Source organism: Streptomyces sp. NPDC002138 (assembly GCF_040296485.1).
In the GTDB taxonomy this organism is placed as follows: domain Bacteria; phylum Actinomycetota; class Actinomycetes; order Streptomycetales; family Streptomycetaceae; genus Streptomyces.
The window spans coordinates 27,639-47,097 of sequence record NZ_JBEOXE010000044.1; the positions used below are offsets into that span (position 1 = coordinate 27,639).

Annotated in this window: 14 protein-coding genes and 1 pseudogene; 5 read left to right on the top strand and 10 right to left on the bottom strand. The window is 72.1% G+C overall.

Features of this window, described 5'->3' with window-relative positions; translation table 11 throughout:
* Positions 1–5: 5 nt before the first annotated feature.
* Positions 6–707 carry a nitroreductase family protein gene (locus ABT084_RS25920; protein ID WP_351048416.1) on the top strand — a complete coding sequence of 234 codons (702 nt, stop codon included), beginning with the start codon at positions 6–8 and terminating at the stop codon, positions 705–707.
* On the opposite strand, the gene ABT084_RS25925 is transcribed toward ABT084_RS25920, so the two are convergent.
* Together ABT084_RS25925 and ABT084_RS25930 are read right to left on the bottom strand one after the other, a co-directional pair.
* Positions 691–900: a hypothetical protein gene (locus ABT084_RS25925; RefSeq protein WP_351048418.1), complete on the bottom strand. Its 210-nt coding sequence runs from the start codon at positions 898–900 to the stop codon at positions 691–693. The genes ABT084_RS25920 and ABT084_RS25925 overlap by 17 nt on opposite strands.
* On the bottom strand, positions 894–1,733 hold the full coding sequence (locus ABT084_RS25930) for a hypothetical protein (protein ID WP_351048421.1): 840 nt from the start codon (positions 1,731–1,733) through the stop codon (positions 894–896). Before ABT084_RS25930 ends, ABT084_RS25925 begins: the two co-directional genes overlap by 7 nt.
* A gap of 238 nt (positions 1,734–1,971) precedes the next feature.
* Here ABT084_RS25930 and ABT084_RS25935 point away from each other — a divergent pair, with 238 nt between their 5' ends.
* Entirely contained in the window at positions 1,972–2,895 is a 924-nt protein-coding gene (locus tag ABT084_RS25935) for a quinone oxidoreductase family protein (RefSeq protein WP_351048423.1), read from the top strand.
* Between the two features lie 103 nt (positions 2,896–2,998).
* Here the strand turns inward: ABT084_RS25935 and pruA are convergent, their stop codons facing one another.
* Both pruA and ABT084_RS25945 read right to left on the bottom strand, forming a co-directional pair.
* On the bottom strand, positions 2,999–4,630 hold the full coding sequence (gene pruA / locus ABT084_RS25940; RefSeq protein WP_351048426.1) for an L-glutamate gamma-semialdehyde dehydrogenase: 1,632 nt from the start codon (positions 4,628–4,630) through the stop codon (positions 2,999–3,001).
* Positions 4,631–4,668: 38 nt separating this feature from the next.
* Positions 4,669–5,595, bottom strand: coding sequence for a proline dehydrogenase family protein (locus ABT084_RS25945; protein WP_351048478.1), 927 nt, complete (start codon positions 5,593–5,595; stop codon positions 4,669–4,671).
* Positions 5,596–5,757: 162 nt separating this feature from the next.
* Between ABT084_RS25945 and ABT084_RS25950 the strand changes: the two genes are divergently transcribed.
* Complete coding sequence (locus ABT084_RS25950; protein ID WP_351048429.1) at positions 5,758–6,930, top strand: PucR family transcriptional regulator; 1,173 nt, start codon at positions 5,758–5,760, stop codon at positions 6,928–6,930.
* Positions 6,931–7,007: 77 nt separating this feature from the next.
* On the opposite strand, the gene serA is transcribed toward ABT084_RS25950, so the two are convergent.
* From serA to ABT084_RS25980, 6 genes and pseudogenes are all read right to left on the bottom strand, one after another.
* A complete protein-coding gene (gene serA / locus ABT084_RS25955) occupies positions 7,008–8,597 on the bottom strand; it encodes a phosphoglycerate dehydrogenase (RefSeq protein ID WP_351048432.1) in 1,590 nt (529 codons plus the stop codon).
* A 296-nt stretch (positions 8,598–8,893) separates the two neighbouring features.
* Complete coding sequence (gene ilvC / locus ABT084_RS25960) at positions 8,894–9,895, bottom strand: ketol-acid reductoisomerase (RefSeq protein WP_351048434.1); 1,002 nt, start codon at positions 9,893–9,895, stop codon at positions 8,894–8,896.
* Between the two features lie 122 nt (positions 9,896–10,017).
* Positions 10,018–10,542, bottom strand: coding sequence for an acetolactate synthase small subunit (ilvN, locus tag ABT084_RS25965; protein ID WP_053677671.1), 525 nt, complete (start codon positions 10,540–10,542; stop codon positions 10,018–10,020).
* A 28-nt stretch (positions 10,543–10,570) separates the two neighbouring features.
* Entirely contained in the window at positions 10,571–12,460 is a 1,890-nt protein-coding gene (locus ABT084_RS25970) for an acetolactate synthase large subunit (protein WP_351048437.1), read from the bottom strand.
* A gap of 204 nt (positions 12,461–12,664) precedes the next feature.
* A pseudogene (locus ABT084_RS25975) lies at positions 12,665–15,629 on the bottom strand (putative bifunctional diguanylate cyclase/phosphodiesterase).
* A 273-nt stretch (positions 15,630–15,902) separates the two neighbouring features.
* Positions 15,903–16,850 (bottom strand): 2-hydroxyacid dehydrogenase, encoded by a 948-nt coding sequence (locus ABT084_RS25980; protein ID WP_351048439.1) that lies wholly within the window; start codon positions 16,848–16,850, stop codon positions 15,903–15,905.
* Positions 16,851–16,923: 73 nt separating this feature from the next.
* Here ABT084_RS25980 and ABT084_RS25985 point away from each other — a divergent pair, with 73 nt between their 5' ends.
* Positions 16,924–17,943 carry an aldo/keto reductase gene (locus ABT084_RS25985; protein ID WP_351048480.1) on the top strand — a complete coding sequence of 340 codons (1,020 nt, stop codon included), beginning with the start codon at positions 16,924–16,926 and terminating at the stop codon, positions 17,941–17,943.
* Positions 17,944–18,090: 147 nt separating this feature from the next.
* A complete protein-coding gene (locus ABT084_RS25990) occupies positions 18,091–19,371 on the top strand; it encodes a PQQ-dependent sugar dehydrogenase (protein ID WP_502969203.1) in 1,281 nt (426 codons plus the stop codon).
* The last annotated feature ends 88 nt before the right edge of the window (positions 19,372–19,459 follow it).

The window sequence follows — 19,459 nt, forward strand, 5'->3', positions numbered from 1 at the left end:
GGCGCATGTCGCCTCAGACCCAGCAGTGGACCCCCACCCACGGCGAGCCCTATCGCCCCGTCGCCTACCGCCCCGAGCGGATGCCCGCATCCGAAACCCTGGCGCGGGCCGCCGAGTTGCGGGAGCGGATGGACCGGCGGCGGACCGTGCGCCACTTCTCCGCCGAGCCGGTGCCCGAGCGGGCCGTCCGGGACGCGATCGCCTGCGCCGCGACCGCCCCGTCCGGGGCGCACCAGCAGCCGTGGACCTTCGTCCTGGTCAAGGACCCCGAGGTGCGCCGCCGGATCCGGGACGCCGCCGAGCAGGAGGAACTCCTGTCCTACGACGGCCGGCTCGGCGACGAGTGGCTCGCCGCGCTGCGCCCGCTGGGCACGGACGCGGTCAAGACCCACCTCACCGACGCGCCCGCGCTGATCGTGGTCTTCCAGCAGCGCTACTGGCTCGGCCCGGACGGCGCCAAGCGCAAGCACTACTACGTCGACGAGTCGGTCGGCATCGCGGTGGGCATGCTGCTGTCCGCCCTGCACCTGAGCGGCCTGGCGGCCCTGATCCACACCCCGAGCCCGATGCGCTTCCTGAGCCACGTGCTGCGCCGCCCGGAGAACGAGAAGGCCTTCGCGGTCATCCCGGTCGGCTACCCGGCCGACGACTGCGAGGTCCCGGACCTCGTGCGCAAGTCCCTGGACCAGGTCATCGTCGAGGTCTGACCTCCCCCTCCCCCTCGGCGGGCGGTGCCTCCTCCCGCCCGCCGAGGGCCGCGGCCAGCCGCATCCCGATCCGCACCCGGTCCTCGACGGAACACCCCTCCAGGGCCGCCCGCACCTGCCGCAGGACCAGCCAGTCCCGCACCACCTTGGCCACCCCCAGCACGGCCGCCGCCGCCAGCGCTCCGGTCAGCACGCGGGACACACCTCCCCCACGGTCCGCAGGAGGAGCTTGGCCCCGCCCAAGGTGATGATCCCCGCCGAGGAGAGCTCGGGCGGGCCGGTACCGGGGGCCGGGGCGGCCAAGCCGCTGCGCCGGAGCCGACGTTCCACCACCGCGATCCCCGGATCCGCATCCCACTCGATGACGAGGTCCGACCGCGCGTGGCCGTAGGTGTTCGCCCGCCCGTGCGGCGCACCGGCGGCGTTGAGCACCAGCGGGCGCCGCAGGACCCGGCTGAGCAACCGGTCCCGGGCGTCCGGGCCACGGGCCCACAGGTCGAGCCGCGCCCGCTCGGCGCCGTGCAGCGGGGCGTCCCGGTCCCCCAGGGCGACCGCGCCCGACCTGCTCGAGGGCCGGTGCCAGGCGGGCGAGGACGGGAGGATGCGGATGGCACCGCCGCCCGCCGCGCACCGCAGATGGAGTCCGTCCTCACCCCTGTGGTCCCGGCGCAGTCCCGGCACCCCGCGGAGGGTTCCGGTCGCCGCGTCCAGCACCGGCATCAGGGCCGCGAACACCCGGTGCGACACGTCCGGGTGCAGCCCGATCCCGAGCCCGGCGGCGGTGGGCCGCACCCCCGTGATCCCGAACAGCGTGCCGTTCGTCCGCTCCTGGGCCAGGGCCTCGGCGAGGGCGACCACCACCCGCGCCTCGAAGGCCCGCTGCGCGGCGCTCTCCGCGTCGGGGACGGGCCGGCCGCGCGAGATCAGGCCGTCGGCCGCCCACTTCATGCAGACGTGGTGCGGGAGGCCGGTGGCCTCGCGGCAGAGGGTGGCCGCGCGGTGGCGGTTGTCGGTGCGCCGGGACATACGTCTCCTCGGGCCCCCGTCCCGGCACGGACGCGTAGAGGTCGTATATCTCCTGCAACGGAAACCCACCCCGCACGGGAACTCGTGAGAGCCCTTCGCTCCCCCGGGAAGCCGGGCCCGGGTGGCGGAGCGTGTCGCCGTACGCGACAACTGCACCCAGGCTAGCAGGGGTTGCCCGGCCCGGCAGGTGTCCCGCCTATCGTGGGGGGCGTCCAGGGAATGTGATCAAGGGAGTCCCGTGCTGCGCGTCCGGTTCGAGGTCAACGGTGGTCCCGAGGTGCTGTTCACCGAGCGGGCCGAGGTCCCCGCGCCCGGCCCCGGGGAGCTGCTGATCCGGGCCGAGGCCATCGGGGTGACCCTGCCCACCGTCCGCAAGGTCCGCGAGGGCGACGGCCCGGTGCCGCTCGGCGGCGAGGTCGCGGGCGTCGTCGAGGCCGTCGGCGAGGGCGCCGGGGACTTCGCCGTCGGGGAGCGGGTGACCGGGCTGTGCTTCTCCCACTCCTACGCCGAGTACGCCGTCGTACCGGCCGCCTTCGCCTCCCGGATCCCGGCCGCGGCGAGCGCCGCCACCGCGATCGCGCTGGTCCGCAGCGGGCTGGTGGCGCGCGGGGCCTACGAGTCCGCGCGCCCGGAGCCCGGCGCGTCGGTGCTGGTCACCGCCGCCGCGAGCGCGGTCGGTTCGCTGGCCCTGCAGTACGCCAGGGCAGGGGGCGCGGAGCGGGTGGTCGCGGCGGTCGGCAGTCCCGCCAAGGCGGACTTCGTGCGCGCCCTGGGCGCCGACGAGGTCGTGCTCTACGACGCGGCCGGCTGGGGGGAGCCGTACGACGTGATCCTCGACGGGGTCGGCGGTGAGCTGCTCGGCCCCGCCGTCCGCGCCCTCGCCCCCGGCGGCCGCCTGGTGGCCTTCAGCTCCGGCGGCGGCACGGTGGAGGCGTACGAGCTGCTGGTGCGCGGCGCGTCGGTGATCGGCTTCCAGATGGCGGTGATCGCGCGCGCCAAGCCCGAGGTGTACGCCCGCTGGCTGCGCGAGCTGTGGGAGATGTGGGAGCGCGGCGCCCTGCGCCCGGCGGTGCACGCCGAGATCCCGCTGGCCGAGGCGGCACGTGCGCACGCCGTCATCGAGGAGCGGCGCAACCTCGGCAAGGTCGTGCTCGTCCCGTAGGGGACGGAGCGGCGCGGAAAGTGGAACCGCCCCCGCTCCGGACTTGGGGGTACCGGGGCGGGGGCGGGGTTCAGCGGGGCCCTGGCCGGGCCCGGTGGGCGGCTCAGCCCATGTGCGGGTAGCCGTACTCGGTCGGCGGGACCAGGGTCTCCTTGATGGAGCGGGTCGAGGTCCAGCGCAGCAGGTTGGAGGCCGCGCCCGCCTTGTCGTTCGTACCGGACGCGCGGCCGCCGCCGAAGGGCTGCTGGCCGACGACGGCGCCGGTCGACTTGTCGTTGATGTAGAAGTTGCCCGCCGCGAAGCGGAGCTTCTCCATCGCGTCGGCCGCGGCGTAGCGGTCCTGGGCGATGACGGCGCCGGTCAGCGCGTACGCCGACACCGACTCCATCTGCTCCAGCATCGCGTCGAACGCGTCGTCCTCGTAGACGTGGACGGCGAGGATCGGACCGAAGTACTCGGTCGTGAAGACCTCGTTCGCCGGGTCGGTGCAGACGATGACGGTCGGGCGCACGAAGTAGCCCTCGGTGTCGTCGTACGTGCCGCCCGCGACGATCTCGCAGGTCGGGTCGGCCTTCGCGCGGTCGATCGCGGCCTTGTTCTTCGCGAAGGAGCGCTCGTCGATGACCGCACCGATGAAGTTGGTCAGGTCACGGACGTCACCCATGGTGATGCCGTCGACCTCGGCCGCGAACTCCTCCTTGAAGCCGTCGTTCCAGATCGAGGCCGGAACGTAGGCGCGGGAGGAGGCCGAGCACTTCTGGCCCTGGAACTCGAAGGAGCCGCGGGTCAGGGCGGTCTTCAGGATGCCGCGGTCCGCGGACGGGTGCGCGACGACGAAGTCCTTGCCGCCGGTCTCGCCGACCAGGCGCGGGTAGGACTTGAACTTCTCGATGTTGTTGCCGACCGTCTTCCACAGGTACTGGAAGGTCTTGGTCGAGCCGGTGAAGTGGATGCCGGCCAGCTCGGGGTGGTTCAGCGCGACCTCGGAGACGGCGATGCCGTCACCGGTGACCAGGTTGATGACGCCCTTGGGCAGACCGGCGGCCTCCAGCAGCTCCATGAGGAGGACGGCGGAGTGGGTCTGGGTCGGGGACGGCTTCCACAGGACCACGTTGCCCATGAGCGCGGGGGCGGTCGGCAGGTTGCCCGCGATGGCCGTGAAGTTGAACGGCGTGATCGCGTAGACGAAGCCCTCGAGCGGGCGGTGGTCGCTGCGGTTCCACACGCCGGCGGAGTTCGCGACCGGCTGCTCGGCCAGGATCTGGCGGGCGAAGTGGACGTTGAAGCGCCAGAAGTCGACGAGCTCGCACGGGGTGTCGATCTCGGCCTGCTGGGCGGTCTTCGACTGGCCGAGCATGGTGGAAGCGGCCAGCTTCTCGCGCCACGGGCCGGACAGCAGCTCGGCGGCGCGCAGGATGATCGCGGCGCGGTCGTCGAAGTCCATCGCGCGCCAGGCCGGGGCGGCGGCGAGGGCGGCGTCGATGGCCTCCTGCGCGTCGGCCTCGGTGGCGTTGGCGTACGTACCGATGACCGACTTGTGGTCGTGCGGCTGCACGACGTCGAAGCGGTCGCCACCGCCCATCCGCTTCTCGCCGTTGATGGTCATCGGCAGGTCGATCGGGTTCTCGGCCAGCTGCTTGAGCTGGAATTCGAGACGTGCGCGCTCCGGGGTGCCGGGGGCGTACGAGTGGACCGGCTCGTTGACCGGCGCGGGGACCTGGGTCACAGCATCCATGGGGCTGGTAACTCCTTGAGCTAGTTCTCGGTTCGCGGCTAGTTCTTGGTGATCATCGAGCGGAGGAAGAAGAGGAGGTTGGCGGGCTTCTCCGCGAGGCGGCGCATGAAGTAGCCGTACCAGTCCGTGCCGTACGCGGTGTAGACGCGCATCCGGTGGCCCTCCGCGGCGAGCCGCAGGTGCTCGTCGCTGCGGATGCCGTACAGCATCTGGAACTCGTACTCGTCGGGCTTGCGCCCGGCCTGGCGGGCCAGCTCCTGGGCGATGGCGATCAGGCGCGGGTCGTGGGACCCGATCATCGGGTAGCCCTCGCCCTCCATCAGCGTCTTCAGGATGCGGACGTACGCCTTGTCGGTCTCTGCCTTGTTCTGGTAGGCGACCTCGGCGGGCTCCTTGTAGGCGCCCTTCACGATCCGGACGCGGCTGCCGGCGGCGGCCAGGCGGCGGGCGTCGGCCTCGGTGCGGAAGAGGTACGCCTGGATCACGCAGCCGGTCTGCGGGAAGTCGCGCCGCAGCTCCTCGTGGATGGCGAACATCGAGTCGAGGGTGGTGTGGTCCTCGGCGTCCAGCGTGACGGTGGTGCCGATGGCGGCGGCGGCCTCGACGACCGGGCGGACGTTGGCGAGGGCGAGCTCGTGGCCGCCCTCCAGCGCCTGGCCGAACATGGACAGCTTGACCGACATCTCGACCGTCTCGCCCAGGCCCAGCTCGGCGAGGTGCTCGATGAGCTGGAGGTAGGCGTCGCGGGCGGCGTGCGACTGCTCGACGGTGGTGATGTCCTCACCGACCACGTCGAGGGTGACCTCCAGGCCCTTCTGCGTGAGGTCCACGACGATGGGGATGACCTGGTCGACCGTCTCACCCGGGATGAACCGGTTCACCACGGGCTTGGTCACCGGAGCGGCGGAAACGATGCGGCGCATCTTGTCGCTGCGCGAAGCGGCAAGGATCGCGGGACCCAGCACGGGCACCTCCAACGAGTGGCAGAAGTAGGAGAATCGCAAGTAAGACCACCGTGAAACCTAGAGATCGCCTCGATCCTCTGCCATCGACAGCTGTCACGCATCCGTGGCCGCGATCTCATACATATGTCTGAAAGATGGCTCGGCGGGTGGGAGAATGTCCCCGTGAAGGGCGATTACCAGGACCTGGTGGACGAGATTTCGGCGCTGCTCGGCGCCCCGGCGACGCTGGAGAACCGGGACTTCCGCCTGATCGCCTTCGGCGCGCACGACAGCGAGGACGACCTCGCGATGGATCCGGTGCGGACCCGGTCGATCCTGACCCGCCAGTCGACCGCGGCCGTACGGTCCTGGTTCGAGGGGTTCGGGATCACCCGGGCGACCGGGCCGGTGCGGATCCCCGCGGCACCCGAGGCGGGGGTCTTCCGCGGGCGGATCTGCCTGCCGGTGCGCCACCGCGGGATCGTCCAGGGGTACGTGTGGCTCCTGGACGCCGAGCCGGGGCCCGGGCCGGAACAGCTGGCCGCGGCCATGGAGGTGGCCGAGCGGATCGGCGTCCTGATGGCCGAGGAGGCGAAGGCGGGGGCGGACCTGTCACGGGAGTTCCGCGCGGTGGTCACCGCCGGGCGGGGCTGGCAGCGGGACATGGCGGTGGCCTCGCTCCGGGTGGCCCTGGGGCCGGGCGCGGAGGGGCCGCACGCGGTGGTGTGCGTGGCGCCCTGGACCGGGCAGGCCCCGCCGTCGGTGCCGGGGGCGGCGGCCGTGTGCCTGGTCCCCCGGGCCACCGCGGACGGCGGCGCCGAGGGGCCGTCCGGGTTCGCGCTGGCGGTGCTGGTGCGGCTGCGGACGACGGACGTGCTGACCCCGGCGGCCACGGCGGCGACCCGGCTGCTGGCCGGGGCGGGGACCGCGGCCGCGACCGCCGGGATCGGGGTCCCCCGGACCGGGCTCGGCGGGCTGCCGGGTGCCTGGGAGCAGGCGGTGGCCGCGGCCCGGGCGGCGGCGGCGCAGCCCCTGCTGGGCCCCGTGGCCCAGTGGTCCGGGATCGGTCCGTACCGCATGCTGGCGGCCCTGGCGACGGCCCCGGAGCTGGCCAGGGACGACCCGGCGGCCCGCGAGCTGCTGGCCCCCGCCCACGCCGAGCTGGCGCGGACGGCGGAGGTGTACCTCGACTGCGCCGGCCAGGCGGGCCGCGCGGCGGCGGCCCTGGGTATCCACCGCCAGACCCTGTACTACCGCCTCGCCCGGGTGGAGAAGCTGACGGGCCTGGACCTGGACGCGGGCGAGGACCGGCTGCTGCTCCACATGGCCCTCAAGGCGGCCCGGCTGCAGGGCTGACCCGGGACCGCGGGGGACCGTACGCGGAAGGGCCCGGGGTCGCCCCCGGGCCCTTCGTCACGCGCGCGCGTCGGTGATCAGCCGAGGTTGACCGAGCGGGCCGAGACCGCGCCGATCTCCTCGGAGATGGCCGCGAGGACCTCGGCCGGCACCTCGGCGTCCACGGTGAGGACGCCGAGCGCCTCGCCGCCCTCCTCGGCACGGGCGACCTGCATGCCCGCGATGTTCAGACCGGCCTCGCCCAGCAGGCGGCCGACCGCGCCGACCACGCCCGGGCGGTCGGTGTAGCGCAGGACGACCATGTGGTCGGCGAGCGAGAGGTCCACGTCGTACTCGCCGATGCCGACGATCTTCTGCAGGTGCTTGGGGCCGGCGAGGGTGCCGGAGACCGAGACTTCCGAGCCGTCCGACAGGGTGCCGCGCACGGTCACCACGTTGCGGTGGTCCGGGGACTCCGACGAGGTGGTCAGGCGCACTTCGACGCCGCGCTCCTGTGCGAACAGGGGCGCGTTGACGTAGGAGACCGTCTCGTCGACGACGTCCTCGAACACACCCTTGAGCGCGGAGAGTTCGAGCACCTTCACGTCGTGCTGGGTGATCTCGCCGTAGACCTCGACGTCGAGACGGACCGCGACCTCGCCCGCGAGGGCGGTGAAGATGCGGCCGAGCTTCTCGGCGAGCGGAAGGCCCGGGCGCACGTCCTCGGCGATGACCCCGCCCTGCACGTTGACCGCGTCGGGGACGAGCTCACCGGCGAGCGCGAGGCGCACCGACTTGGCGACCGAGACACCGGCCTTCTCCTGGGCCTCGTCCGTGGACGCGCCGAGGTGCGGGGTGCAGACGACCTGGTCGAGCTCGAACAGCGGGGAATCCGTGCAGGGTTCCTTCGCGTACACGTCGAGACCGGCCCCGGCGACGCGGCCTTCCTTGAGGGCCGAGTACAGCGCGGCCTCGTCCACGATCCCGCCGCGCGCGGCGTTGACGATGCGGACGGAGGGCTTCACCTTGTGCAGTGCCTCGTCACCGATGAGACCGAGGGTCTCCGGGGTCTTGGGCAGGTGCACGGTGATGAAGTCGGCGACCTCGAGCAGCTCGTCCAGCGTCAGCATCTTGACGCCCATCTGGGCGGCGCGCGCGGGCTGTACGTAGGGGTCGTAGGCGACGATCTTCATACCGAAGGCCGACATGCGCTGCGCGACCAGGACGCCGATGCGGCCGAGGCCGACGACGCCGAGGGTCTTCTCGCTCAGCTCGACGCCGGTGTACTTGTTCCGCTTCCACTCGCCGTTCTTCAGGGCGGTGTTGGCCTGCGGGATGTGGCGCGCCGTGGCGACGAGCAGGCCACAGGCCAGCTCGGCGGCGGTGACGATGTTGGAGGTCGGTGCGTTGACGACCATCACGCCGGCCTTGGTGGCGGACGAGACGTCGACGTTGTCCAGACCGACGCCCGCACGGGCGACGACCCTCAGCTTCTTCGCGGCGGCGATGGCCTCGGCGTCGACCTTGGTCGCGGAGCGGACCAGGATCGCGTCGGCGTCGACGATGGCGGGCAGCAGCTCCGCGCGGTCGGCGCCGTTGCAGTGCCGGATCTCGAAATCGGGGCCGAGGGCCTCGACGGTGGCCGGCGACAGCTCTTCGGCGATGAGTACGACAGGTTTCGAGCTCACGTGGGTCCTCACAAGTCCAGTGCGGACGGCCGTCCCGACGGCCGCAGGCGTGGAGGGGGTAGCCGCGTGGAAGACGCACGACACTGTGGGCCTGACGCGTTGTGTTGAGCAGTGTAATGGCGTTGCGGGACCGCTTCTCCGCCTGTCCGGAAGGATCACCCGTCCGTGGTTGGCCGGGGTGGACAAGGCGCACTACGTGGAAGACCTGAATGTGGCGGTGCCGGTCGTTCCGACCGCTCCGGCGGGCGGATACGCGGCGGGGCCGGGACGCGCGTCCCGGCTCCGCCGCGCGGGGCTCAGCTCTCGTCGTTGTCGACCCAGCTCATCAGCTTGCGCAGCTTCTTGCCGGTGGTCTCGAGCAGGTGCTCCTCGTCGGCCTTCTTGTACTCGTTGTACTTCGGCAGACCGGCCTTGTACTCGGCCATCCAGTTGTTGGCGAAGGTGCCGTCCTGGATCTCCGCGAGGACCTTCTTCATCTCGGCCTTGGTGGCGTCGGTGATGACGCGCGGGCCGGTGATGTAGTCGCCCCACTCGGCGGTCTCGGAGACCGACCAGCGCATCTTCTCCAGGCCGCCCTCGTACATGAGGTCCACGATGAGCTTCAGCTCGTGGAGGCACTCGAAGTACGCGATCTCCGGCTGGTAGCCGGCCTCGGTCAGGGTCTCGAAACCGGCCTTGACCAGGGCGGAGGCGCCACCGCAGAGGACGGCCTGCTCACCGAACAGGTCGGTCTCGGTCTCCTCGGTGAAGGTGGTCTTGATGACGCCGGCGCGGGTGCCGCCGATGCCGGCCGCGTAGGACAGGGCCAGGTCGAAGGCCTTGCCGGTCGCGTCCTGCTCGACCGCCGCGATGCACGGAACGCCGCGGCCCTCTTCGTACTGACGGCGGACCAGGTGACCCGGGCCCTTGGGGGCGACCAGGGCGACGTCCACATCCGCGGGGGGCTGGATGAAGCCGTAGCGGATGTTGAAGCCGTGGCCGAAGAAGAGCGCGTCGCCGGCCTTGAGGTTGTCCTTGATGGACGCCTCGTAGACCTCGGCCTGGATCGGGTCCGGGGTCAGGATCATGATGACGTCGGCCCAGGCCGAGGCCTCGGCAACGGAGACGACCGTCAGGCCCTGCTCCTCGGCCTTGGCCTTGGACTTGGAGCCCTCCTGGAGGCCGACGCGGACGTCGACACCGGAGTCGCGCAGGGACAGCGCGTGGGCGTGGCCCTGGCTGCCGTAGCCAATGACCGCGACCTTGCGGCCCTGGATGATGGACAGGTCGGCGTCGTTCTCGTAGAACAGCTCGGCCACTGGGATATCTCCTTGGTGCGCTGGTGTTGCACCCACCGTACGGCGGGGAACGGAATCAGAGTTTCTTGGTCTCGCCATGCGAACGCGGCGCGTCGCGCGGGGCGAGGGGCCGGGAGGCCGGATCAGGCGCTGCGGTCGAGCGCGCGCAGGCTGCGGTCCGTGATGGACCGGCCGCCACGCCCTATGGCGATCGTGCCGGACTGCACGAGTTCCTTGATGCCGAAGGGCTCCAGCATCTTCAGCATCGCGCCGAGCTTGTCCGTACCGCCGGTCGCCTCGATGGTGACGGCCTCCGGGGAGACGTCGACCGTCTTGGCGCGGAACAGCTGGACGATCTCGACGATCTGCGAGCGGGTCTCGTTGTCGGCGCGGACCTTCACCAGGACCAGCTCGCGCTCGATGGCGTTGTGCTGCTCCAGCTCCACGATCTTGAGCACGTTGACCAGCTTGTTGAGCTGCTTGGTCACCTGCTCGAGCGGGAGGTCCTCGACGTTGACGACGATGGTGATGCGGGAGATGTCGGGGTGCTCCGTGACACCGACGGCGAGCGAGTCGATGTTGAACCCTCGGCGGGAGAACAGCGCGGCGATCCGGGCGAGGATGCCGGGCGTGTTCTCGACCAGGACGGAGAGCGTGTGCTTGGACATGTCGGTCGTTCTCTCTTTCGCTCTTCGCTCAGTCGTCTTCGTTGTCGCCGAAGTCGGGACGGACGCCCCGGGCGGCCTGGACCTCGTCGTTCGAGGTGCCCGCGGCGACCATCGGCCACACCATCGCGTCCTCGTGGACGATGAAGTCGATGACCACCGTACGGTCGTTGATCGCGTTGGCCTCGGCGATGACCCGGTCCAGGTCGGCCGGGTCCTCGCAGCGCAGCGCCACGCAGCCCATGGCCTCGGACAGCTTGACGAAGTCCGGGACGCGGGTGCCCTTGCGGGGGGCGCTGGACTCGCCGAGCTGCGAGCCGACCGCGGTGTCCTGGCCGGTCTCGTCGGCGTGCAGGACGGTGTTGGAGTACCGCTGGTTGTAGAACAGGGTCTGCCACTGGCGGACCATGCCCAGCGCACCGTTGTTGATGATCGCGACCTTGATCGGGATGTTGTTCAGCGCGCAGGTGACCAGTTCCTGATTGGTCATCTGGAAGCAGCCGTCACCGTCGATCGCCCAGACCGTGCGCTCCGGCATGCCGACCTTGGCGCCCATCGCGGCCGGGACCGCGTAGCCCATGGTTCCGGCGCCGCCGGAGTTCAGCCAGGTGCGGGGCTCCTCGTAGTTGACGAAGTGGGAGGCCCACATCTGGTGCTGGCCGACGCCCGCCGCGAAGATCGTGCTCTTCGGCGCGAGGGCGCCGATCCGCTCGATGACCTGCTGCGGCGAGAGCATGCCGTCCTCGGGCAGGTCGTAGCCCAGCGGATAGGTGTCGCGCCAGCGGTTGAGGTCCTTCCACCAGGCGGTGTAGTCGCCCGCGTGGCCGTCGGTGTGCTCGGCCTGGACGGCCTGGACCAGGTCGGCGATGACCTCGCGGGCGTCGCCCACGATCGGGACGTCGACGGCGCGGTTCTTGCCGATCTCGGCCGGGTCGATGTCCGCGTGGATGACCTTCGCGAAGGGGGCGAAGCTGTCCAGCTTGCCGGTCACGCGGTCGTCGAAGCGGGTGCCGAGCGCGATCAGCAGGTCGGCCTTCTGCAGCGCGGTGACCGCGGTGACGGCGCCGTGCATGCCGGGCATGCCCACGTGCAGCGGGTGGCTGTCGGGGAAGGAGCCCAGCGCCATCAGGGTGGTGGTGACCGGGACGCCGGTCAGCTCGGCGAGGACCTTCAGCTCGGCGGTCGCGCCGGACTTCATGATGCCGCCGCCGACGTACAGGACCGGGCGCTTGGCCTGGCAGATGAGCTTGGCGGCCTCGCGGATCTGCTTGGCGTGCGGCTTGGTGACCGGCCGGTAACCGGGGAGGTCCTGGGTGGGCGGCCAGCTGAAGGTCGTCTTCGACTGGAGGGCGTCCTTGGCGATGTCGACCAGGACCGGGCCGGGGCGGCCGGTGGAGGCGATGTGGAACGCCTCGGCGATCGTCCGCGGGATGTCCTCGGCCCTGGTGACCAGGAAGTTGTGCTTGGTGATCGGCATCGTGATGCCGACGATGTCCGCCTCCTGGAAGGCGTCGGTGCCGATCGCCTTGGAGGAGACCTGGCCGGTGATCGCGACGAGGGGCACGGAGTCCATGTGCGCGTCGGCGATCGGGGTGACGAGGTTGGTGGCGCCCGGCCCCGAGGTGGCCATACAGACGCCGACCTTGCCGGTGGCCTGCGCGTAGCCGGTGGCGGCGTGACCGGCGCCCTGCTCGTGGCGGACCAGGATGTGACGGACCTTCTTGCTGTCCATCATCGGGTCGTACGCGGGGAGGATGGCGCCGCCCGGGATGCCGAAGACGGTGTCGCACCCCACCTCTTCGAGAGAGCGGATGAGGGACTGCGCACCCGTGACGTGCTCAACTGCGGCGGTGTGGGATCCGCCGTTACGGGCCCGCGGCTGCGGATGGTGGGCCCCGGTGGCCTGCTCGGTCATCGGCATTCTCTTCTCGAAGCTGAGGGTTTTTGCGAGGGTTCGGTGTGTGCCAGTGCAACAAAAAACCCCTCGTGCCGGGAGGCAAGCGAGGGGAGCGCGTCGGGTGCAGTGAGCGGGGGCATGAGTGACCCTGCTTCAGCCGACGCGCTTTCCAAGTACGAGAATTCGGGTGCGCATGGCACTGACCCTCCCTCCGGCGGGAGGTCGGTGTCAAGCGGGTGGGACGGGCGTCTCATTATTTGAGCCCCTATGGATGGCCATCGGTCCCCCGAGGGACCCGCCGGCCAAGGCGGGATGAGCCGCCGCGCCCGGTACAGGGAACGTACCGCGCACGAGCGCGCGCCGCAGCCGGTACTCGTCAAGAGGACCGGAGAAGGCCATCCCCTGGCCGTGTGTGCAGCCCATCGCGCGCAGGGCCGCGAGCTGCTCGGGCAGGTCCACCCCGTCGGCCACGGACTGCATCCCCAAATCGTTTGCGATGCGCAACAAGCCCGCGGTGATCTTGTGCAGTCTGGCTGACTCGACCACACCCTCGACCAGGCCGCGGTCCAGCTTGAGTACGTCGACGGGCAGGCGGCGCAGGGCGCTGATGGCCGCGTAACCGCTGCCGAACCCGTCCAGGGCGATCCGGACCCCGAGCCGCCGCAAGGCCGTCAGGCGGCGCTCCAGCTCGTCGAAGGGCACCCTGGGGTCGCTGTCCGCCAGCTCGATCACCAGCGCGCCGGAGGGCAGCCCGTACCGGGTCAGCAGGGACTCCACCGAGCCGCCGGGCACCGACCGGTCCAGGAGCCGCTGCGCGGTCATCCGGACGGCCACCGGCACGTCGTGTCCGCAGCGGTGGCGCTCGGCGGCCTGCTCCACGGCCTCCTCCAGCAGCCACCGGCTCAGCTCGGCGGTCCGGGAGGCGTCCGCGACGGCGGTCGGCGCCGGACCGGCCGGCCCGCCGGGGCCCGCCGCGCCCTCGCTGTACTCGGCCACCCGGAGGAATTCCGCGGGGGTGAAGAGGATCCCCTGGGCGGACCGCCAGCGGGCCTGGGCGGCCACCGCGGTGACCTCGCCGCTGGCCAGACAGACGACGGGCTGGTGCAGCAGCGCGAACTCGCCCTCGTGGAGCGCGGTCCGCAGCCGCCCGGCCAGCTCCGCCTTGCGCACCACCTCGGCCTGCATCTGGGGTGCATACAGCTCCACCCGGTTCTTGCCGCCGGCCTTGGCCCGGTACATCGCCAGATCCGCGTTGCGCATCAGGTCCGAAGGGGTGATGCCCGGGTCGGCGAAGGCCACCCCGATGCTGGCGGCGACCCTGACCTCGCTGCCCGCGATCCGGTAGGGCTGGGAGAGGGTGGTGCGCAGCCGGTCGGCGATCTCGTGCACCTGGTACTCGCGGGCGGAGCGGCCCCGGCTGCCGTCGCCGAGGATCAGGGCGGCGAACTCGTCCCCGCCGAGCCGGGCCGCGGTGTCCCCGGCGCGGACGGAGTCCTGCAGGCGGCGGGCGGCCTCGATGAGGAGCTCGTCGCCGGCCTGGTGGCCGATGGTGTCGTTGACCGCCTTGAAGCCGTCGAGGTCGATGAAGAGCACGGCGGTGCTGTGGTCCCCGGCCCTGCGGCCGGTGAGGGCCTGGCGGACCCGGCGGGTGAACAGGGCCCGGTTGGGCAGATCGGTCAGCGGGTCGTGTTCGGCGCTGTGCTGGAGCTGGGCCTGGAGACGGACCCGCTCGGTGACGTCCCGGCTGTTGAGGATGAGGCCGCCCTGGTGGCGGTTGACGGTGGACTCCACGTTGAGCCACTCGCCGCCGCCGGACTTGAAGCGGCATTCGATACGGGTGGTGGGCTCCTCGGCGGGCGGCGCCGCGAGGAAGCGGCGCACCTCGTGGACGACCCGGCCGAGGTCCTCGGGGTGGATCAGCGCGGAGAGCTCGCTGCCGACCAGCTCCTCGGCGTCCCGGCCGTAGACCCCGGCGGCTGCGGGGCTGACGTAGCGCAGTATCCCGGTGGGCGCGGCGATCATGATGACGTCGCTGGAGCCCTGGACCAGGGAGCGGAAGTGGTTCTCCTTCTGGGCCAGTTCCTGGGTCAGCGCGATGTTGTCGAGGAGCATGATGCCCTGCCGGATGACCAGGGCGAGCACGACGGTGCAGCCGGTGAAGACGACCATCCGGTCGACCTTCCGGCCCTCGATCACGTTGTAGAGGATGCCGAGGGTGCACACGGCGGCGGCGAGGTACGGGGTGAGGGCGGGCAGCGAGCCGGTGATGGGGCGGCTGACCGGCCGTCCCTCGCGCGCGTGCGCGGAGAGCTGCTCGCTCGCGCCGCGGTCGGCGCCGCGCCGGGCGCGGGGCGGGGGCGCGCCGGGCGGCCTCCGGCGGCGGATGCATCCGGCGGGCGCCCCAGGGCGCGTAGGCCAGGAGCAGGGAACCGGCGAACCAGCCCGCGTCGAGCAGCTGCCCGGACTGGTAGTGGGCGCTCAGCAGCGGTGAGGTGAACAGGGCGTCGCTGAGCACGGTGAGCGCGAGGGCCGCGATGGCGGTGTTGACGGCCGAGCGGTTGGTCGCGGAGCGCCGGAAGTGCAGGACCAGCACTATCGAGACGAGGGCGATGTCGAGCAGCGGGTAGGCCAGGGACAGCGCGGTGCGCGGGACGCTGCCGAGGGCACCCTCCTGGGCGGTCCGGGCGGCGTGCGCGAGGGCCAGGCTCCAGGACAGGGTCAGCAGGGAGCCGCCGATGAGCCAGGAGTCGAGTGCGAGGCAGACCCAGCCGGCCCGGGTGACGGGGCGCTTGGCGAGGACGAGGAGTCCGACGATGGCGGACGGTGCGAAGCAGAGGAAGGCGAAGTCGGCGACCGAGGGCTTCGGCACTTCCTGGCCGAGGATCACCTCGTACCAGCCCCAGACGAAGTTGCCGACGGCGGCCATGAGCGAGGAGAACGCGAACAGCAGCCAGGCGGGGCGCTCACGGCGGCCGATGGTCCATGCGTAGCGGTAGCAGGAGACCGAGGCCAGTAACCCGGCGGCGCTGAGACCGAAGTCGCCCATGATCTCGGCGGCTTCCTTGGTCCCCCAGCCGACGGCGGCCCCTACGGCATAGCCGGCGCTGACGACGGCGAGGAGGAGCTGCGCCGCCAGACCCTTGCCGCCGCTGACGGCCGGCGGCCGGGTCAGCAGGGCCCCGGGGGCGCTCACCGGTCCGCCTCGGTGGCTGGTTTCGGCACGCGCTGTCGTCGCTTGCGGCGGCTGTGCCGCGTCGGATCCTTCGCCCATTGGCCGTACATCGCCCGTCGCCCCCCAAAATGTCCGATCACTCCCCAGCGCCAGACGAACGCGCTGCAGCCCCTTCTTCCGGACGATACACCACTTTCGTCACTCAGGGACATAGATCCTCTACGCTCCGTCACCATCGAGGGAGTCGCGCGCACAGGGTGCGGTCGCATGGCTACGGAAGGTGCCGGAAGTGGTTCACTCCGTGGTCAGCACCGTGTTCGAGAGCGGCTCCCCCGCCGCGAACGCGGTGAGCTGGCGGGCGATCAGCCGCTTGGCCCGCGGTTCGAACGCCGAGCTGCTGCCGCCGACATGGGGCGTGATCAGGACATGCGGAGCGTGCCAGAGCGGGTGCCCCGGGGGCAGCGGTTCGGGGTCGGTGACGTCGAGGGCCGCCCGCAGCCGCCCCGACTCCAGCTCGGCCAGGAGGGACGCGGTGTCGACGACCGGTCCGCGCGCGACATTGACGAGCAGCGCGCCGTCCCGCATCCGGGCGAGGAACCCGGCTCCGGCCAGCCCGCGGGTGTCCTCGGTGAGCGGGGTGGAGAGGATCACCACGTCGGCCTGCGGCAGCAGCGCGGGGAGGTCGGCGAGGGCGTGCACCGGGCCGCGGGCGGCGGTGCGGGCCGAGCGGGCGACGCGGGTGATCCGCGCGCATTCGAAGGGCGCGAGCCGGTCCTCGATGGCCGCGCCGATCGATCCGTAGCCCACGATCAGGACGGACTTGTCGGCGAGGGCGTCGTAGAAGCCGAAGCGCCACTCCTCCCGGTCCTGGCCGCGGACCATGCCGGGGATCCCGCGCAGGGAGGCGAGGGTCAGGGTGAGGGCGAGTTCGGCGGTGCTGGCCTCGTGGACGCCGCGGGCGTTGCACAGGTGCACGCCGGGAGGCAGGTCGCCGAGGCCGCCCATGACGTGGTCGATGCCCGCGGTCAGGGTCTGGACCGCGCGCAGGCGGGGCATGTGGGCGAGCGGGCGCAGGGTGACGGCCGGCGGCTTCATGTAGGGCGTGACGTAGAAGACGCAGGCGGCCGGGTCGGCCGGGAACTCCTCCTCGCCGTCCCAGTGCCGGTAGCGGAAACGGTCCGGTAGGCCCTCGGTCTCCGCGGCGGGGAAGGGCAGCCAGACGTCCTCGGTCTTTGAAGTCATGATCACGAGGCTATGCGAAGGGATCCTGATCAAGCCGTTAGTTTGTGTGGCGGACCGGGAGGGGGACCCAGGAGTGGAGCGCAGGTCGATCGGGGCGTCGGCACTGACGGTGGGCGCCATCGGGCTCGGCTGCATGCCGATGAGCTGGGGGTACGCCGCCTCGGGGCGCGAGGGCGCCGAATCGATGCGGACGGTGCACACCGCGCTGGACCTGGGTGCGAACCTGCTGGACACGGCGGACATCTACGGGCCCTACACCAACGAGCTGCTGGTGGGCCGGGTGCTCAAGGAGCGGCGGGCCGACGCGTTCGTGTCGGCCAAGGTCGGGCTGCGGATGGGCGATCAGCACGTGGTGGCGGACGGCCGGCCCGGGTACGTCCGGCGGGCCTGCGACGCCTCGCTGCGCAGGCTGCGGACCGACGTCATAGACCTCTACCAGCTGCACCGGGTCGACCCGGACGTGCCGGTGGAGGAGACCTGGGGGGCCATGGCCGAGCTGGTGGGCTCGGGGAAGGTGCGCTCCCTGGGGTTCTGCGCGCTCGGGGCGGGCGCGGGGCCCGGGGCCGGGCGGCTCGGGGACCGCGCGTACACGGTGACCCTGCGCCATCTGGAGCGGGCGCAGCAGGTGTTCCCGGTGAGCGCGGTGCAGGCGGAGCTGTCGGTGTGGTCGCCGGAGGCGGCCTGGCAGCTGCTGCCTTGGTGCCGGACGCGTGGGGTGGGCCTGCTGGCCGCGATGCCGGTGGGCAGTGGGTTCCTGACCGGGACGCTGACGCCGGGGCAGGGGTTCGAGGAGTCGGACGCGCGGGCCCGGCATCCGCGGTTCACGGCGGATGCGATGGCGGCGAACCAGGTGCTGCTGGCGGGGCTGCGGCGGATAGCGCGGCGGCACGAGGGGCCGGGCGGTGAGCCCGCGACGGTGGCTCAGGTGGCGCTGGCGTGGGTGCTGGCGCAGGGGCCGCAGGTGGTGCCGGTGCCGGGGGCGGAGCGGGCGTGCTGGGCGGCGGAGAACGCGGCGGCGGCGGAGGTCCGGCTCACGGGTCGGGATCTGGAGGAGATCGCGGCGCTGCCGGTGGCGGTGGGGGCCTGGGACTGATCGGATCGGCCCTCTTCCCCGTCCGGGACCCGTCCATCCCCACTCGATCGAGTGTACGAAGGGGTGGAACTTCGCCGACTCTCCGGGCTGTTGAGAGGGGTGACCGGCAGGATCGGCAGGGCAGCGGGAACCGAAGGGAGCAGGGCGATGCGTACGGGAGCGATGCGGGGCCGCGCGGTGCGGGGCGGGGCGGTTCGGGGCGGGGCGGTTCGGGGCACGGTGGGCCGGGGCGGGGTGCCCGGGAGCGGTGCCGGGCGGGGCGTGTGGGCGGCCGTGGCGCTGGCCGGGTGCGGTGCCCTGCTGGTGGCGGGGTGCGGGCCGACCGTGCCCCGGGACGGGGCCTCGGCGGGTTCCTCACCGCCGGCGAAGGGGGCGACGAGCCCGTCCGGGGGCGGTTCCGCCTCCCCCGGGGCCTCGCCGTCGGGGCCCCCGGCGAAGGGGTCGGTGACGGTGTCCGGCGAGGTGGCCAAGGGGCTGGAGTCGCCGTGGGGCGTGGCCGCGCTGCCGGACGGGGACCTGTTGGTCGCCTCGCGGGACAAGGGCACGATCACCCGGGTCGAGGCGAAGACGGGGAAGCTGACGGAGATCGGCAAGGTCTCCGGGGTGGCTCCGGGCGGCGAGGGGGGCCTGCTCGGCCTGGCCCTGTCCCCCTCGTACGCCTCGGACCGGCTGGTCTACGTGTACTTCACGACGGAGTCCGACAATCGGATCGCGCGGCTCAGGTACGACGAGCAGAGACAGCCCGGGCAGCAACTGGGCGCCCCCGACACGGTGTTCCGGGGCATCCCGAAGGGGCTCGTGCACAACGGCGGGCGGATCGCCTTCGGCCCGGACAAGATGCTCTACGCCGGGACGGGCGAGACCGGGGAGACCGGGCTCGCCCAGGACAAGAAGTCGCTGGGCGGGAAGATCCTGCGGATGACTCCGGACGGGCAGCCGGTGCACGGCAATCCGGAGGCCGACTCCGTCGTCTACTCCTACGGACACCGCAATGTGCAGGGGCTCGCCTGGGACAAGGACAAGCGGTTGTGGGCCACGGAGTTCGGCCAGGACACCTGGGACGAGCTGAATCTGATCCAGCCCGGCGGGAACTACGGCTGGCCCGAGGCCGAGGGGAAGGCGGGCAAGCCCGGGTTCATCGACCCGGTGGCCCAGTGGAAGACCGATGACGCCTCGCCGAGCGGGATCGCCTTCGCCCAGGGGTCGATCTGGATGGCCGGGCTGAAGGGAAGCAGGCTGTGGCGGATCCCGCTGGACGGGACCAGAGCCCTGGCGGAGCCGGAGGCCTTCCTCCAGGGGACCTACGGGCGGCTGCGGACGGTGGTGGCCCTGGGCGGGGACAAGCTGCTGCTGGTCACGAGCGAGACGGACGGGCGCGGGACGCCGGAGCCGGGCGACGACCGGATCCTGAGCCTGACGGTCCGGTAGCCCGCCGGCCCCGGCCCCGAGGGGCGGGAGCGGGGGCGGGGGGCCTTGGAGGGCACGGGCCGGGAGGGCACGGGCCAGGAAGGGGCGG